We start from the raw sequence: 16876 nt of genomic DNA on the forward strand, positions 1-16876 counted from the left end.
GCGGTATCGTAGCGACCGCAGACGCTACGTGAGTGTCGGCTGTTCGCCCCTACGGGTACGGATGGTACGGCTTCTGCAACTCCGCCTCGAATCCCAGTTCTTCGGGGACACTCGTTGCCCGAGCGCCGAAGAACGGGTCTCCTTGAAATAGCGGTTGGGCTTCGGGAATCAGCACGCGGACGGCCTCGAATCCGAGCGAAGCCACGTCTGTCGTCGTCGTCCGGACGGCGTACGGATCCAATCCAGCGTCCGCGACGCGTTCGACCACAGCGTCTAACTCCGCTTTACCCGACGGCACGTCGTCGGGACCGACGCTCGCCGCTGGCACTGCCGGTCCAGCGTTCACGAACCGCCGCGCTGCGTCCGGGAAGTCGGCGTACTCCCCGATTGCTCCCTTCTCGGCGTTGGCTCGTTCCGGTCCCATCGAGCGGAGTTCCATCCAGTTCTGTAACGCCTCAGCGAGTGCCGACCGTGCTGCGTCGGCCACATCGAGCGATGCACCCGACCCCATCGCAAACTGCGGCCACTCGCCGTCGCGGTGGACAGCAACGGCGATGACGGGCACGTCCACGTCCTGCGTGACCAACAGCGGTGTCGCGGTGAGATTCTCGGACCGGGCACGCTTCACCAACGCTCGGTACCCCTCGTCTGCGACGTCGAGTTTGAGCGGATCGAACGAGGAGTACCACGCGAGTATCGTCGCATCGCGCTCTATCACCTCGTACAGACCCGAAAGCAACGCTTCGGTGCCGGAGTTTCCGAGACCGAGTCCGGTCGTGATTGGCGGTTTGTGCCGAGTGTCCGGCGGCGGATAGTGGACGAACTCCGCCGGAACGGAGACAGTGTCTCCGGTAGCGAGGTTCTCGCCGTCAACCCACGGAATCGGTTCCTCGGCGTCGGGTGCACGGTACGAATCAGGTCGAACGAAACGTGCGGGCGACACGGGTCGAGCGCGCGTCCGTTCGGGCGCGACGGTGAACTCAGAAGCGCGATAGACGCCTGCACAGTAGCGTTCGAGGGCTTCTCCGAGCGCCTTCATGAACGCCGCGTCCCAGTCGGGATCAACTCCGGCGGCGAATTCGGCGGCGCGAGCGTCGCTGAACCCGCGCGTATCGGCGGTCTGCGCGAGGTAGTACGGGACGGGGAACGACTCGCGTTCGCCCACCTGCGCGACGAGGCCCGTCCGGTCGTCCAACGCACGTTCGGCGCGGGCGAGCGAGTCGTCGACAGCGGCGTCGCGGTAGTCGCGGCGAACGGTCCGATCACGGTCCACCGGATCAGGAACGGGTAACACTGTCCGTTCGGCCGTGACGCCTGTCCCGGAGATTTCAGCGACGGTGCCGACGACTGAGTCGTCACCGGTCAGGAGCGCGACGGCCCGACGACCCGCGACGGCCCCCGCGAGACGGACCGCGCTCCGTCCGCCCGACGGTGAGTCGCCGCCATCAGTCGTCGCGGCGACGCGCGTACAGAGGTCCGCGTAGCGACTCGTCCCGGCAAAGACCGAAACTGCGGCGTCCAACTCGGCGAGCGGGACGCCACCAACACCGCCGATTTCGACGACCACCAGCCGGTCAGCGGCCATACCGACGGTCTGCGGCACTGTTGCCCCCGCCGGTGCGACGACGACGGCGAGCGCCGCCTCGGCGGCATCCTCGGGTGTGGTGTCGTTCACGGCGGCGTCACAGTCCGCGAGGGCGGCGCGGACGGCCTCGGCGGCTGGACCGCTCCCGACGAGTGCGATGTCGTGCGTTGTCACGGCCAAACCGACGGCAGAGTGAGAGAAAAATCGCGGGGGTCTCGATGCCCGTTGCCGATGCAAGACAGCGGGCCGATCAGAACTCAGGCGAGGAGGCTCTGTGCGACGCCCGCGAGTTGGTCGGGGTCAGCGTTGACGAGACGGTCGTCGCCGAGTTTGAGGCGGAGGCGCGGACGACCAACGTCGATTGGTACTTTCTCGGTGTCGATGAGCCCCATCTCTTCGAGTTTCGTTTTGGTGCGGGAGAACGTCGCCTTGCTGGCGATACCGACATCCTCGCCCCACTTTGAGATGTCGTAGAGGAGGACTTCGTTCTTCGCAGCGACAAGGAGGCTGATGGTCACTTCATCGAGCCCGTCGCCGTCACCACGTGCGGTCTGAAGCGAGGAGAGTACCGAGTCGAAGTCGTCGCGTGCGTCGGCGCTGATCTCCTCTTCGAGCGTCGCTCGAACCCGTTCGATGGGTGGCGTGCGGAGTTTATACTGGGGTGCTTCCTCCCACTGCATCGTGTACGTGTCGTAGGCGGCGGCGACGAACTCGTCGTCAGTCGTCACCAGACCGGCGACCTGATCGCCCGCAGTGACCAGCGAGACGACGGCGTCTTTGGTGATGAGAAGCGCGTTCGCTGTCCCGTTATCCGTCGTCCGCATCGAGAGCGACTCGGACTCGACGAGGTCGGCCGCGTTGCTCGCAACGATAAAGTCGTCCATAACATCCTTCAGAACGGACTCGTCTGCGATCATCCGTATCTCCGGCAACCCGTCCTCCGTCTCCGAAGCGACGGCGACGAGCGTGTCGATTACGTCCGCCGTGGGATCAACCACGAGTACGTCCTCCGCCCCCGAGTCGAGGACCGAGCGAAGAATGCGTTCGGCATCCTCCGTAAGCATGTTCGAGTCGATAGTCATGGAGTTAGATAGGCCACGATAAATATTTAATATTAACGCAAAGGAATTGTCAGAATCAAGGAACGAACCCCGTGTATGAAGCTATCCGGAGAACGGTACCGACCGCGTTTTCGGAAGGGACACCGAGATAACACCTCCGAATAAAACCAGACAGAACGGCCAGTTTGGTATGTATCTAGTAAGTAACGAATAACCGTCGTTTCAGTCTAGCTCTCGGTGCAGGTCACCGGACCAGTGGATGTCACCATCGTAGTTGACATCCTCCTCCGCCTAAAGGCGGAGGAATCCCGAGCGGTGGGAGTTTCAGGTTTGCAGTCCAATCACTGGACTACCAGTCCTTTTGGGCACGGGTAGTCCCACAGCATCGGACTGGTGGACTGATGGCGGTGCCAAACCGCTGTTACCCCTATCCTTGACCGTGTATGGCGTCCCGGTGTTGTTTTGGCCACGGGGACGCCAGCAGGCATCAGCAGAGTCGGGGGTATCGTCTGGTTCGCTTCAAGCAGTCAACACAGACACACGCTTCGAGCATGTGCGTTCACCGATTGCCCTTTCGGATATTGCCTCGTTAGATAGGCGGACAGGCCGCCTCCGTAGGACGGTTCAGAATCCGCTCCGTTCCGACCGATTCCTACCCTTCGGTACGGCGGCCTGTCAATTAAAGTTCTCGTAGGAAACTCAGAGCGTCCGTTTGAGCGGTAGACTGGTGCCCAGAGTGACGGCGCGTATCCACGGCCTGAAGGCCGTGGTATTGCGCCTGTTCCACGTATAAGGAGTCGGACGAACGTCGTTCCGACCCGAGCGGCGTGCCTGTCTAACACCTTATCGAACGTCACCGCGCCTGCGACGCTGCCTTTCTCGACGAGTTCCAGACCCTCGTAGTATGAACCACATGCGTTGAGAACGAACGTTTGGGCGTTCGAGACTTCGAGATCAGTAATAGCGAGGCCACCATCGGGACAGCGAAGACCGGACTCATCGCAGTGGCCGATGTAGTGAACCAAGTCGTGGTGGGACTCGAACACCGCGGCCAGTTCCGCGCGAGTGATTCGTTTTTTCACCGTCACATCAAGATCCAGTTCCGACGGGGCGGATTCGTAGATGCGCGCCGCGTCGGTGGACTCGTCTATCATCCGCCTGTCGTTGAGGACGGCGACGACGGAGAGTGACTGTGAGTTTGCGGGGTAGCGAGCACGGTGTTCGTACGCGCTGGAGATTGATTTGAACACGTCGATGGGGACGCCGTCGGCCAACCAACCGTGGACGCGACCTGGCCCGAGAACGGGCTTGACCGGGGTCACGCCGGGAACAGTTTTAGTGGCCCTTGTGTTTCCGGCCGTCTCTTCGTCGGCTGCTGTGTTGTCAGCGCGGTAAAAATCGTCCAACGACCGAGAGAGGCGTTCGTCGGTTCCGAGCGGTTTCGCCTCGGGAAGAAAGATATTCGGCACGTTCTGTAGGAGGTACGGGAGCGTTCGGACCCGATCATACGACGGGGAGACATACATCGACAGATGCCAGTCCGGTAGTCGGTCCGATATCTCCGCGAACGGGGCGTCGAGATACGCCTCTAGCCGTTCATCGATGTCGGAGCGGGAGAGCGAGTCCGCATCGAGTCCCACCTCGTCGAGTAACTCCATCTCCGCAACGTCGCGTCCGTTCGAGTCAGCGCCGCGAACGAGACAGTCGAGAAGAAACACGCGACGGAGCAAACTCGCAACCGCCGACTGGTAGCGAGGGTTCGGCTCGAACTCGTGTTCGAGAGTCGCCGTCCGCAAGGTCGGAGACACGTCCGCGCCGTCGGCGACCCGAATCTCCGCACCGAGGTAGTGAGCCAGCGAGGATGCCGGAACGAGATAGTCGAGACTCGGCGGGAGTTCGAAAACGACGGCTGAGTCGGGGTTCCGGGCGGCGACGCTATCGGGAATCGTCGTTACGGAGCCGAACTCGATACGCGGTGGCGAAGCGCGCATCTCTGGGCGCGACCGGTCGGGCGTGGCGGTGAGGTGACCAGCGGACATCACAGACAGCGCCGTAGCAACGCCCTCAGGTGTCTGTGAGACCGTGACTGTCTCCGGACGTTCCGAGCGGTCACCGACACCGACGGTAACGCGCCGGCAGTCGGAAAACGAGAGCAGGGGGTCGCCGCCAGCGCCAGTCATCGTCGCCTCGCCGTCGAAACGGATGAAGATAGTGACCGCGCCCTCGACGCAGAGCAGATACGGAGCCGCCGGGAGTTGCACTGTTCCCTCCACGGGTGCGGCCAGCTTGCGCTCCGTTTCCGAGTCGAGTCGGCGGAGGCGAATCACCCCCGGGAGGAGCTTCAGTCCAGTCGTTACACCGCCGACTGAATCGACCGCCGCACGTGGAAGTTCGTGAGACGGGTCGTCCGCCGACCACCCGTCGGCGGTGACGACCGCGGTGGCTGTATCGGGTCCAACGGCTTGGACCCCTGTGTCTGTCACCGTCAGCGTAACCATCAGATACACCGGAAAACCGGGTTTGCCAGGCTTATGTCTGTTGCCGACGGGCAGGCGAGGAAGTCCTAAAATATTGTGCTACCCGTGCTGAATGTTATACCCTATTCACTCAAATTTGGGCACGTACTTGAATAATATTACCTGCATCGACTGCCAAAGTGAACACACTTATTGGTAAGACGCACGCCGTGTGAGATATGGACTACAGCCACGTCCGCGGCGTCGACCCTGAAATCGCCGACGCACTCGAAGGCGAGGAGGACCGACAGCGGAACACGCTGGCCATGATCGCCAGCGAGAACCATGTGAGTGAGGCGGTCTTGCAGGCGCAAGGGAGCGCTCTCACCAACAAATACGCCGAAGGGTACCCCGGTTCGCGCTACTATGCGGGCTGTGAGTACGCCGACGAGGTTGAGGAGCTCGCCATCGAGCGTGCGAAAGAACTCTGGGGCGCAGAACACGTCAACGTCCAACCGCACTCGGGCACGCAGGCGAACATGGGTGTCTACCTTGCCGTCCTCGACCCGGGCGATAAGATTCTCTCCTTGGAACTCAGCCACGGCGGCCACCTGAGTCACGGCCACCCGGCGAACTTCACGGGGCAGACGTACGAGGTCGAACAGTACCACGTGGACCCCGACACGGGGTACATCGACTACGACGCACTCGCCGAACAGGCCGAGGAATTCGATCCCGATATCATCGTTTCAGGGTACTCTGCGTACCCGCGCGTCGTCGAATGGGAACGCATCCAAGACGTTGCCGAGAGCGTGGACGCCTACCACCTCGCGGACATCGCACACATCACCGGTCTCGTCGCGGCGGGTGTCCACCCCTCCCCCGTCGGCATCGCCGACTTCGTCACCGGTTCGACGCACAAGACCATCCGCGCGGGCCGCGGCGGCATCATCATGACGACCGAAGAACACGCCGACGACGTGGACAAAGCAATCTTCCCCGGTGCGCAGGGCGGGCCTCTTATGCACAACGTCGCCGGGAAGGCAGTCGGCTTCAAGGAAGCGCTCGAACCCGAGTTCGAAGAGTACGCCGAGCGAACCGTCGCTAACGCGAAGACGCTGGCCGAGACGTTCGAAGAAGCGGGAATCGAAGTCGTCTCCGGCGGTACCGACAACCACCTCGTCCTCGCGGACCTTCGACCCTCGCATCCGGACACGACCGGGAAGGATGTCGAGGCCGCCCTCGAAGAGGCGGGTATCGTCCTCAACGCTAATACCGTCCCCGGCGAGACGCGTTCGGCGTTCAACCCCAGCGGGATCCGCGCAGGCACGCCGGGACTGACTACCCGCGGCTTCGACGAGGCTGCCGTCCGAGAGGTCGGTGAACTCATCGTCCGTGTCGTAGACAACTACGACGACGAGGAGACAATCGAAAGCGTCGCAGAACGCGTGCAGGAACTCTGCGACGAACACCCGCTGTACGAGTAGATAGTCACCACCCCGCGGTCTCCCGGCGACCGCATTCACATCCACGCCGGACTTTTGCTCGACAGAAACAACGAACGAGCCGACCGAAACGGCAACCGAAACGTCGGATAGCGGTTCGAAGTGACGCTCGTCAGAGAGATGTAGCCATTCCTGTCGATGATATAACAACCACTCCCGTTTTGTATACACGAAAGTGAACAATACAAAGTATTTAACCGGGTAAGTATGCACGAATCCGCGTGATTGAAGTGTGATGGCCGCGGCGGTACAGGTATGACGGACATCATCGACGGCAACGCCGTCGCCGCCGAGATTCGCGCCGGTCTCGCAGACGGGATTGACACTCTCGCGGACGCGGGTGTGACGCCCTGTCTCGCCACCGTCCTGATGAGCAACGACCCCGCAAGCGAGACGTACGTCTCGATGAAGCACAGCGACTGCGAGGAAGTCGGCATCGAGGCCCGCGACTTCGAGATTGACCCGGAGGCACCCGCCGAGGAACTGTACGACACTATCGACGAACTGAACGCTGATCCGTCGGTTCACGGTATTCTCGTGCAGATGCCTGTCCCGGACCACGTTGACGAACGCGAGGTTCTCCGCCGCATCGACCCCGCGAAGGACGTTGACGGCTTCCATCCCGAGAACGTCGGTCGCCTCGTCGCCGGGCACCCGCGTTTTAAGCCCTGCACACCTCACGGCATCCAGAAACTCCTCGCCGCGACGGATGTGGAGACCGAAGGTGCGGACGTGGCTGTTGTCGGCCGGTCGAACATCGTCGGAAAGCCGATGGCGAACCTGCTGATTCAGAAGTCCGAATTGGGCAACGCGACAGTGACTGTGTGTCACTCCCGCACCGAAAACCTCGCCGACAAGACGCGCGCGGCAGATATCGTCGTCGCCGCCGTGGGTATCCCCGAGTTCATCACTGGTGAGATGCTGTCCGAGGGCGTCACCGTCATCGACGTGGGTATCAACCGCGTCGATGCGGACACCGAGAAGGGCTACGAACTCGTCGGCGACGTGGAGTACGAGTCCGCAAAAGCGAAAGCCGGAGCCATCACGCCCGTCCCCGGCGGCGTCGGACCGATGACGCGCGCGATGCTTCTCTGGAATACGGTAAAGGCCGCTGGAGACGCCGAAGCCGTCGATGTGAACCTGCCGTAGTCGGTCGGACTTCCGAGAGCGAGAGTCCGCGCTCGCTGTTTTCTGCTGGTATCGCTGCCGTCACCGGTGCGTACAGACGACAAGACGGTCGTCTTCGTCGGTGACGCAGAACTTCGAGTTCCCGGCCACGTCGAAAGAGTGCGTCTTCCGTTGGGTGAGAAGAATGCGGTCGAACGGATCACCGCAGGCCGGACACGGAACGTCGTCGCGGTTCTCGTACAGCGTCACGTCCCCATCGTCCGTCAGGAGTTTCATCTTGTGTCGGACGGCGTGTTGGTCGAATCGCTCGGCCATCGCCGGTGAAGGGTGCGCCGCGAAGAAAGGTTCTCTGGTCAGGCGAGACGCGACAGTCGGTCCCGCGCCGTCGTGAGCGCCGATTCGTCACCATCGCGGGCGTACGCAGCGAGTTCGCGGGCGGTTCGTACGAGCGTCTCGGACTCTTCGACCGGCACGTCACCCTGTAGGGCCTCGACACGCTTTATGTGCTCTCCGAGCGTTGCGAGCGTCTTGCGCGCTTCCGGGTCCGGATGGTCTTCGAGCCACGTCGAAAAGTCGCGGCGGTACGCGGCCAGTGATTCTGCGTAAGCCAGCCCGCGTGCTTCGGACAGGACGGACGGAACCGCCTCCGGTTTGGGACGTTCGCCCTGATCTGCGCCGCGAAGCAGTGACAGCACGTACAACTGCGTTTCCTCGTCGGGGTCGCGGAGTCGGCTCAGCACGTCGGCGGCGTGGAGGAGTTCGCGCACGGTGAGATACGTATCGTCGATATCGCGGAGGTCACCGCCGCGGATGAACCCACGCGCTCTGAGATAGGCTCGCAGGTCGCTTTGTAAGCCCGCGGTAACGTCGGTGAGCGACTCGTCGTCAAGTGCGTTGCGGTGGGGAGCGAGGTCCAACTCCTCGGCGCTGTCGGTGTGCTGCATCCGGTCACCGATGCCGACGCTCTGCATGCTCCCGCAGGCCGGGCATGCGACTTCTCCGGTGTCGTAGTAGGACCACTCGTGCCCGCACGACTTACACCGTCTTCGACCCCGAATCTCCATGGTCGAACGTGTGCGGTCCCGGAACAAAAGCCCGACGCCACGGCGGCCGGTCACATTGAAGCCATCTGTGCGCCGGTCGTTACTTCCTTGCAACCGACGTGAGTACGATGCCCCATGCGCACAGAAGAGGAGATACGTGAGCAGTACGAGTTCCTCGAAGAAGAACTGGCATCCGAGGAGATGCGCCACAGCGGCGTCAAAGAACTATTCACCCATTACAAGCGTGCGCTCGGGTGGGTTCTCGAAGAAGAACACATGTGACGTAATGCGATTACGCAATCGGCAATCAGGACGTACGCCGGTATCTTTAAGTTTAACCGGCAAATAGTTGCAGGTGACGCTTCGCTTTGGAGGGCCGAAGCGTCAGCGGGGACCAATTCAGGGCGGCAAGCATCCACGCGATTTTCGCGTGGCTTGCTTCCTTTTCCACGAACTCACACCGGTGAGCGACTGCTTCGTTCTGTCCCACATTCGACGCTCATACTCATCCCGTAGAAAACATTTCACCGCGAGAGACACTCATCTTCTACAGCTATTTCACACATCAAAGAGATGACGGCGGCGGGGTGTCCGATAGTTTGTCCCGTGGTGACTACGTGTCGATTAAATAACAGAAGTTTGACAGTGTTGCGGTAGCGAACACGACAAAAAGAGAAACCATACTTTTTATTACATTAATCATCAAACGGAAGCTTCAGATTCCGCCTGCATACTCTCAGTTTGTACGACCTAGCTCCGATATGTTTATTTCAATCAGACAATAAGGGGTGAATTGAATCTACCAATGTACGACTTGACAGGATTTCAGCGAGACCTACTGTACGTTATTGCCGGGTTGGACGAACCTCACGGGCTTGCTATCAAAGAGGAACTCGAAGATTACTACGAGAAGGAAATTCACCACGGGCGACTCTATCCGAATCTCGATACGCTTGTCGAAAAAGGACTCATCGAGAAGGGGCAACGTGACAGACGGACTAACTATTACACGTTGACGCGTCGGGGGCGCAGAGAGATAAAGGCACGAAAGGAATGGGAGGGGGACTACATCGATATCGAGTACGGTGGCGTCCGAATCTAACCAACGACCTGTTTCTCTCACCCAGAACTATCTCAGGAAGCAGATGGCCCATCATCTGCTCGATTCGACGTCTCAGCCGACGCTTCCGATGTCACGTCCGACACGGCGTCGTCGTCAGCCGCCGGCATCTCGTCTGCACCGGCTACATCGGACTGAACGGACCGATCGACGAGTTCAGAATCGTCCTCGACTGTCGCGGGATCAACGGCGTACGGTTGAATCGGGGTTCCCGTCACCAGTTCTGGAAGGACGTACTTGGCGAAGTTAACCACGAGAACCAGAATCATCGGCGCGAAGAAGATGCCGTACCACCCGAACAGGAGGGGACCGAACGTGTACGCAATCATCACCGCGCCCACGTGGAGCGTCCGGCCGGATACGTACGGTCTGAGGACCAGATCCGGGATGGTGTCCACAATAACGAACGAGACGGCGATGAAGGCGATAACGAACCAAAACGCGCCGGGGTTCGAGAAGTACGAGACGCCGGCGAGGTAGATCGCAACCGGAATGTAGACGAGTTTCATTCCGACGACGGGAATGAGACTGGCGACACCTGCGAGAAGTCCGACGAGTGCGGCGGCAGGAATATACACTCCGTCCGGGCCGACCATGTTCAGGACCGTGTAGGCGATGACACCGATGGTGCCCGTGAGGACGGCGTTGAGGATATTTCCGAAGAAGATGTTCTTGAAGTCGCGGTCTACGGCCGTACAGTAGGCTTCCATCACTCCTCTGTCGTCGGCAAAGTTCATCCGGACCCACCGCGCGAACCGGTGGTCGTCGCGCAGGAGGTAGAATGCGAGAGCGATCATGACGAACAGGTGGACACCACCGACACCGAGAAACGCGAGCGTATCTGCCGCAGAGCCAATCGAAGACAGGATCTGAGAGAGTTCAGACTCGGTGAGAGACGAGAGTTCAAGCGACAGTATCGTGTTCGGGTCCGTCAGACGGGCGAGTTGGTCAGACGTGATCGGATACCGCGACAAATCAAAGAATCCGTTGTTCGTGAGCCTCACCAGTTCGTTCACGACGATGGCGAGTGCATAGGCGATGAGAGCCAGCGCCGGGAGGGCGAGCGCAAACAACGCGACGGCAGCAGCCAAACTGGGCGGGCGAACCCGCCGTTTGATACGGCGGTAGATGGGCCGCGTAGAGTAATAGATGAAGATTCCGAAGACGAACGTGCCGACAAACGAGTAGAACACGTAGGCGAGGGCCGCTGCGAGGACGAGGCCAATGGCCCACCAGACCATACGCGAACGATCCATGTCGAGGAGGGGCATACTGCAGAACGGAACCCGTGACAGCAAAAGTCTGTCGTGAATCCAACTGATTTTGTCGAACTGCGCGGGGATTTAAAGTCATCTCCCGCCGAACGTGCGAGAGATGCCGCTTCTCTCGCCACTCGTCCTACAGGGCGGAGACGTGCTGTCTGCACCTCTCTCGAACGATGTCGTGCGATTAGTTCTCGCGGCACTGTTAGGGATGTTTCTCGGATTAGAGCGCGAGTGGTCCGAGAAATCCGCCGGGATTCGAACGTTCGCTCTCACGAGTCTCGTCGCTGCCGTGTTCACTCTCGTCGCATCCAAGTCGGAGCTTGGAGGTTCCCTTTTGGCCGTCGGCGCAGTTCTCGTCGTGGTGCAGGGTATCCTCCTCGCGGTTCACGGTCTCCGTCAACGGGACGGTACCGGGCTTTCGCTCACGACATCGGTGTCGCTCATGGCGGCCTACGGTGTGGGCACGCTCGTCGCTCTCGGATACGCGCTGCAGGGCGTGACCGTCGCCGTTGTTTCGTCGTTACTGCTCGTCTTGAAGCGCGAACTGCACGGTCTCGCTGGACGACTGGACCGTGAAGAAATCCGCTCGACCGCCGAGTTCGCTATCCTCGCGTTCGTCGCGTATCCGATCCTTCCGGCAGAATCATACACGCTGTACGGGATTACCATCGACGACCCGCGCGTGGCGTGGCTCATGGTTGTCACCGTCGCGGGCATCGGGATCGTGAACTACGCCGTCGTGCAGCAGTACGGCGGCCGCGGTATCGCGGTGACTGGATTCTTCGGCGGTCTCGCCTCCTCTGCGGCCGTCGTCGGGACGATGCTGGATCACGTCCGTCAGCAACCAGAGGCCTACCGCTACGGGGTTGCCGCCGTGCTCCTCGCCGACGCGGCGATGTCAGTCAGAAATCTCTTTATCGCCATTACGTTCACCGCGACGAGTCGTCCGTTACTCGGTGTCGTCCTCCCGCTCGGCTGCCTCATCGTCGGAAGCGTCGCCGCCGCGTGGTTCGCTGCCGACTGGAGTCAGGAGGTCACGATTCCATTAGAAAGCCCCTTCTCGCTTCGGAACGCGTTCGGATTCGGGTTCGTCTTCCTCGTTATTCTCGTCGTGGGGACGATGGCACAGGGCCAATTAGGGACACTCGGCCTCTACGCCAGCACGTTCATCTCGGGATTTGTCTCGTCTGCGGGCGCAACGACGACGGCGGTTCTGCTCTATCGCGGTGGGACGATCAGTCCGACGGCTGCCACCGTTGCGATTCTCCTCGCAACCGCGGCGAGTGTCCTCGCAAAGGCCATACTCGCGGTGACCGGACCGAGCGAGTTCAGACGTGCCGTCTCGATTTGGTCCTTCGGACTCCTCGTCGCCGTTGGCGCTCTCACCGGGGGGTTCGTGGTACTCGGAATCGTGTGAATATAAACCGATGCACCCGGTAACGAACCGCTTAACAGGGGGGTGGTCGTACGGCGGTTTATGGACCGAGATACGGCCACCCCGCAAGTCGATTCTCTCCCCGGAGACAACGCACGCGAGTGGGTAGAGTACCACCGCTCGAACGCTGCCCCGAGCACGTATGTCTACGATTTCGTCTGGGACATCAGCAGTGACGCCGAAGGCCCGTTCTGTACCGACGTGGACGGGAACGTCCTCTTGGACTTCACGAGCCACGTCGCGGCCGCGCCGCTCGGCTACAACAACCCGAAGATCATGGACCGCCTCCGCGAGTTCGACCTCGTGGACCCGCTGAAAATCGCCGGACAGGACTTCTACGTCTCAAACGGTGAGCGTCCCGGCGAGGAGGAGTTCCCCGGTCCAGCGGGCCTGATGGACCGCCTGACCGACATCACCTCGCAGTACGACATGGACACGGTGTTCCTCTCGAACTCCGGCGCTGAAGCCGTCGAGAACGCCATCAAAATCTCTTACGACGAGTCCGACGGCGCAAAGTACGGATTCGCCTTCGAGGGAGCGTTCCACGGTCGAACGCTCGGCGCGCTCTCGCTTAACCGCTCGAAGTCCGTCTACCGCCGTAAGTTCCCCGAAATTTCGGGTATCGTTGACCTCCCTTACTGCGACAAGCGGACGTGTTCGGGGGGCTCCTGTTCCTGTGGGTTCTTCCCCGATGGATCGGACGTTTCCGCGCTCCGGAAGAAACTCGACCCCGACAAGGGGCACATCCACCCCGACGACGTGGCGTACATCATCCTCGAACCGATACAGGGCGAAGGCGGTTACCGTATCCCCTCCGACGCGTTCATGGACGAACTCGCCGCCGTCACCGACGAGTACGATATCACGCTCATCTCCGACGAGATTCAGGCGGGCGTCGGCCGCACGGGCGAGATGTGGGGTTCGGACCACTTCTCCATCGAACCCGATGTCATCACCTCCGCGAAGGCGCTCCGCGTCGGTGCGACCATCTCCCGCTCAGATGTGTTCCCCGAAGAGAAGTCGCGTCTCTCCTCGACGTGGGGTGCGGGCGACATCATCGCCTCCCTACAGGGTGCGCTCACACTCGACGCCATCCACGACTACGATCTGATGGACAACGCCGTCGAACGCGGCCAGCAGTTCAAACAATTCGTCCGCGATGCGGACCTCGGCCCTGTCACCGACGTGCGCGGGAAGGGTCTCATGCTCGGCGTCGAGTTCGACTCGAAGGAGCGACGGAACGACGTGCAGGAGGCGTGTCTGCAGAAGGGACTGCTCACGCTCGCTTGCGGCTACGACGTGATTCGTATCCTCCCGCCGCTTGACGTGACCGAACGAGAAATCGAAATCGGCGCGTCCCTGTTCTGCGACGCGGTCGAGGACGTCTCGTAAGCCGACTGCGACGCAGTTTTCACGCCTGAGCCAACCGTTCAACGGTTCCAATTACTGTGGTCGGTGGCTAAATGTAGAAGAACACCATCGGGCCGCCGAACGCCATCAGCAGGGCAATTATAGCGATGACTGCACCCACGATACGCATCATCAGGAGTCGCGCCCCGCTCGGTTCGACTGTCGTAGTGCCGGCGGGACTGTGCATCTGCCATCACTCAGCCGTTTCGGAAACAGCGCCATTGCAGCGGCCATGAGTGCGATCAGGGCGGGAACGAGTCGGAAAATCGCGGGTGGCATATCCGACTGCTATTCTGACTCTGAGAAAAATATTATGAACGGCTGTCATCTGGGCCGTTGAACAGTCGCTATCCGAATGCTGAGTATCGAGCGCAGTCGTGGCGAGCCTCGGTCCGGCAGTCTAACTCTTTTTGCGGACTTCTCGACCGACTGTGGGTATACACCGATGTTCCGAATCGCCCGTTACAAACCTGTTTCTCTGATGTCCAGTCCAACTACGTCCACTGATCCAGTCCGGTCTGGACCAGCGAGTCTTCGATGCGTTCGAAGCCGCGTGCGACCTCGTCCGCGGGAACCTCCCACTCCTCGGAAACGTACGCACGGGCGGCGTCGAGGTCGGGCGAAAGATCTGTATCGAACTCGTAGTCGTCGGTGACAGGGGGATCACGGAACAACTCGCGCACGCGGTCGGCGTTCTCGATATAGTCGTCGCGTGCTTCCAACACCGTCCACAGGTCGCCGTGTTCTTTGACTTCCTTCAGCGCCGTCTTCGGGCCGACGCCGGAGATTCCCTCGTTGAAGTCCGTCCCACAGAGGATGGCGATATCGATCAACTGCTCTTGTGTCACGTCGAGGTCCGACAGCGTCGCTTCGAGGTCCATCAGTTCGGGGTCGCCCTTCGAGGTGAGTTGCCGGAGCGTGTACGGCGCACCCAGCAGGAGCGTGTCGTAGTCCTCGCTGCCGACGTAGTCCACGTCGCCCTGCTTTGCCATGTACGACGCCTGCGCCTCGCCCTCGGCGGGCGCTTCGATGACTGGCACGTCAAGTCGTTCAAGGAGACCCCGACTCGTCTCGTGGATCACGTCCGTGAGGCGCTGTGTTCGCGCCTCCAACCGAGCGGCCTCCATGTCGTCACCCCGCTCTTCGGCCTCTTTCTTCAACTCCTCGGCCTTTTCGCGCTGGGCGCGGCGTTCGGACACCTCAGCGTCTTTCAACTCCGTGACGCCGCCGTCGAAGACGAAGACGGGCGTCAGGTCGTGTTCGAAGAACTTGGGAAGCCCCTGGACGATGCCGATGAGGTTCGCCACTTCCTCACCCTCGGTCGTCGTGTACACCTCGTCGCCGGTGAACTTGACCGTCGTCGTGAGATAGCGGTACAGCCAGTTGTGTGCGTCAACGGCGACGACACCTCCCGCGAGGTCGTCGAACGAAACCTCAGAGAGCGAAGCGAGCGAGCGCAAATCTGCGTTTCCCATTACGATTCGGTTGGGCCGCGACTCGCTTTAACGTCCCGTGTCGGCGTTGGACATCACACCGACGAAATCGGAGTCAGAGTCAGAACCAGAACCAGAACCAGAACCAGAACCAGAACCGACGACGAGGGCTGGCGGATCAGCATTCTCCCGACCGGTCAGAAACGCCGATTCGGGGTCATCAAGGTCGCGGTCGCGGTATCGGTCGAGGCCAGCCTGATACTCCTCTCGCGTGCGTACCGCATGCGTATCCGCGGGACGTTCGAGGACGAGTTCCGCGATTCCTGTCGTTTCGCCGGTCCACGAAAACCCCGCCTTGTGGAGCGCTTCGTACGCGAACGGGTTGTTGACGGCGATTTTGACTGTTTCGTACCCCTCGCCTTGTGCTGCGTCCGCGACGAACGCACAGAGTTGCGGACCGAGCGTCTCGCCCTTCCGGTCGCCCCGGACAGTGACGTAGCGAATCCACAGCGTCGAAGCGTCGGTCCGGTCGGCGTTGAACGCGGTAGCGGCGACGACCCCGCGGTCGTACTCCGACGACGGGACCGACCGCGTGTCCCACCGATCGACGACCACAGCCTTGCCGGTACTCGACATGACGAACTTTCCGGCGTAGGCGAACCGACGGTAGTCCAAACGGAGCGTCGGTCCGTCGTCCGGCCATCCGAGGACGACGAACTGCATAGTCGAACGACGAGCGCCGCAGGGTTGAGTGCGTCGGTTCTTCACCGTTCGCGTCGTAGACGAGGTATGTCGAGACTCCACGGCCGTGGCGACGTTCGTTTTTTCGACCGTATCGCCGCTCTCTACGACCTCGTCATGCCCTCTGCCGATGCAGACGCGCTCCAGCGGGGACTCTCGTTCGCGCGACGACCCGTCGAACGCGTTCTCGACGTAGCGGGCGGAACTGGACGCGCGACTCGTGCCCTCGCCCGAAACGGTCTCGAACCGGTCGTCGTAGACTTCTCGCGCGGCATGCTCTCGCGGGCGCGAGCGGACGGCCGCGATACCGTCCACGCCGACGCCGGGACACTCCCGTTCTGTGATGACAGCGTGGACGCGATCATCGTCGTGGACGCGCTACATCACATGCCGGATCCTGATGGTGCAATCCGTGAGGCGGCCCGCGTCGTTTCGCCGGGAGGAGTAGTAGTCGTTCAAGAGTTTGGACCCGACACGCTCCGCGGACGCGGACTCGTTCTGGCTGAACGAGCAATCGGCTTCGACTCGCAGTTCTGGACGCCCGACGAACTCTGTGCGGTGTTTGAGAATGCAGGGCTGACCGCGAGGCTTGTCTCAAGCGGCTTCGAGTACGTCGTCGCCGGACGTGTCGAGTCCGCGGAGGCGTCGCACGAGTAGTGTCTGGTGGGAACGCGGGAACGTCGCGCGGGTAGCG

The 16876-nt window shown here is 61.3% G+C and carries 17 protein-coding genes; 7 read left to right on the forward strand and 10 right to left on the reverse strand.

The window, feature by feature from the left end:
* Positions 1–49 precede the first annotated feature (49 nt).
* The 3 genes from HBOR_RS06625 to HBOR_RS06635 form a co-directional block, all read right to left on the reverse strand.
* A complete protein-coding gene (locus HBOR_RS06625) occupies positions 50–1759 on the reverse strand; it encodes a YcaO-like family protein (RefSeq protein ID WP_006054183.1) in 1710 nt (569 codons plus the stop codon).
* 83 nt (positions 1760–1842) lie between these two features.
* Complete coding sequence (gene tbsP, locus HBOR_RS06630) at positions 1843–2667, reverse strand: transcriptional regulator TbsP (RefSeq protein ID WP_006054184.1); 825 nt, start codon at positions 2665–2667, stop codon at positions 1843–1845.
* Positions 2668–3173: 506 nt separating this feature from the next.
* Positions 3174–5129, reverse strand: a complete 1956-nt coding sequence (locus HBOR_RS06635; protein ID WP_174261568.1) for a hypothetical protein — start codon at positions 5127–5129, stop codon at positions 3174–3176.
* 212 nt (positions 5130–5341) lie between these two features.
* Here HBOR_RS06635 and glyA point away from each other — a divergent pair, with 212 nt between their 5' ends.
* Entirely contained in the window at positions 5342–6589 is a 1248-nt protein-coding gene (gene glyA, locus HBOR_RS06640) for a serine hydroxymethyltransferase (RefSeq protein WP_006054186.1), read from the forward strand.
* Between the two features lie 273 nt (positions 6590–6862).
* The gene (locus HBOR_RS06645; protein ID WP_006054187.1) at positions 6863–7756 is read left to right on the forward strand and encodes a bifunctional methylenetetrahydrofolate dehydrogenase/methenyltetrahydrofolate cyclohydrolase; all 894 of its coding nucleotides are present in this window, start codon (positions 6863–6865) and stop codon (positions 7754–7756) included.
* 60 nt (positions 7757–7816) lie between these two features.
* Here HBOR_RS06645 and HBOR_RS06650 read toward each other — a convergent pair whose 3' ends face one another.
* Entirely contained in the window at positions 7817–8050 is a 234-nt protein-coding gene (locus HBOR_RS06650; RefSeq protein ID WP_006054188.1) for a DUF7385 family protein, read from the reverse strand.
* A gap of 38 nt (positions 8051–8088) precedes the next feature.
* A complete protein-coding gene (locus HBOR_RS06655; protein ID WP_013440554.1) occupies positions 8089–8799 on the reverse strand; it encodes a DUF7117 family protein in 711 nt (236 codons plus the stop codon).
* A 114-nt stretch (positions 8800–8913) separates the two neighbouring features.
* Here HBOR_RS06655 and HBOR_RS19930 point away from each other — a divergent pair, with 114 nt between their 5' ends.
* Positions 8914–9060, forward strand: coding sequence for a hypothetical protein (locus HBOR_RS19930; protein WP_006054190.1), 147 nt, complete (start codon positions 8914–8916; stop codon positions 9058–9060).
* A 52-nt stretch (positions 9061–9112) separates the two neighbouring features.
* Here HBOR_RS19930 and HBOR_RS19935 read toward each other — a convergent pair whose 3' ends face one another.
* Positions 9113–9268 (reverse strand): hypothetical protein, encoded by a 156-nt coding sequence (locus tag HBOR_RS19935; RefSeq protein WP_161609401.1) that lies wholly within the window; start codon positions 9266–9268, stop codon positions 9113–9115.
* Between the two features lie 315 nt (positions 9269–9583).
* Here HBOR_RS19935 and HBOR_RS06660 point away from each other — a divergent pair, with 315 nt between their 5' ends.
* Positions 9584–9880 carry a PadR family transcriptional regulator gene (locus HBOR_RS06660; RefSeq protein ID WP_006054191.1) on the forward strand — a complete coding sequence of 99 codons (297 nt, stop codon included), beginning with the start codon at positions 9584–9586 and terminating at the stop codon, positions 9878–9880.
* Positions 9881–9912: 32 nt separating this feature from the next.
* Here HBOR_RS06660 and HBOR_RS06665 read toward each other — a convergent pair whose 3' ends face one another.
* Complete coding sequence (locus HBOR_RS06665) at positions 9913–11169, reverse strand: AI-2E family transporter (RefSeq protein ID WP_006054192.1); 1257 nt, start codon at positions 11167–11169, stop codon at positions 9913–9915.
* 103 nt (positions 11170–11272) lie between these two features.
* Here HBOR_RS06665 and HBOR_RS06670 point away from each other — a divergent pair, with 103 nt between their 5' ends.
* Both HBOR_RS06670 and HBOR_RS06675 read left to right on the forward strand, forming a co-directional pair.
* A complete protein-coding gene (locus HBOR_RS06670; RefSeq protein WP_006054193.1) occupies positions 11273–12580 on the forward strand; it encodes an MgtC/SapB family protein in 1308 nt (435 codons plus the stop codon).
* A gap of 60 nt (positions 12581–12640) precedes the next feature.
* Complete coding sequence (locus HBOR_RS06675; protein WP_006054194.1) at positions 12641–13990, forward strand: class-III pyridoxal-phosphate-dependent aminotransferase; 1350 nt, start codon at positions 12641–12643, stop codon at positions 13988–13990.
* Positions 13991–14057: 67 nt separating this feature from the next.
* Here the strand turns inward: HBOR_RS06675 and HBOR_RS19940 are convergent, their stop codons facing one another.
* The 3 genes from HBOR_RS19940 to HBOR_RS06685 form a co-directional block, all read right to left on the reverse strand.
* Complete coding sequence (locus tag HBOR_RS19940) at positions 14058–14195, reverse strand: hypothetical protein (protein ID WP_006054195.1); 138 nt, start codon at positions 14193–14195, stop codon at positions 14058–14060.
* Between the two features lie 307 nt (positions 14196–14502).
* The gene (fen, locus tag HBOR_RS06680) at positions 14503–15483 is read right to left on the reverse strand and encodes a flap endonuclease-1 (RefSeq protein WP_006054196.1); all 981 of its coding nucleotides are present in this window, start codon (positions 15481–15483) and stop codon (positions 14503–14505) included.
* 27 nt (positions 15484–15510) lie between these two features.
* Positions 15511–16164, reverse strand: coding sequence for a hypothetical protein (locus tag HBOR_RS06685; protein ID WP_006054197.1), 654 nt, complete (start codon positions 16162–16164; stop codon positions 15511–15513).
* Between the two features lie 66 nt (positions 16165–16230).
* Here HBOR_RS06685 and HBOR_RS06690 point away from each other — a divergent pair, with 66 nt between their 5' ends.
* Positions 16231–16839, forward strand: coding sequence for a class I SAM-dependent methyltransferase (locus HBOR_RS06690; RefSeq protein ID WP_006054198.1), 609 nt, complete (start codon positions 16231–16233; stop codon positions 16837–16839).
* The last annotated feature ends 37 nt before the right edge of the window (positions 16840–16876 follow it).

This window comes from Halogeometricum borinquense DSM 11551 (assembly GCF_000172995.2).
In the GTDB taxonomy this organism is placed as follows: Archaea; Halobacteriota; Halobacteria; order Halobacteriales; family Haloferacaceae; genus Halogeometricum; species Halogeometricum borinquense.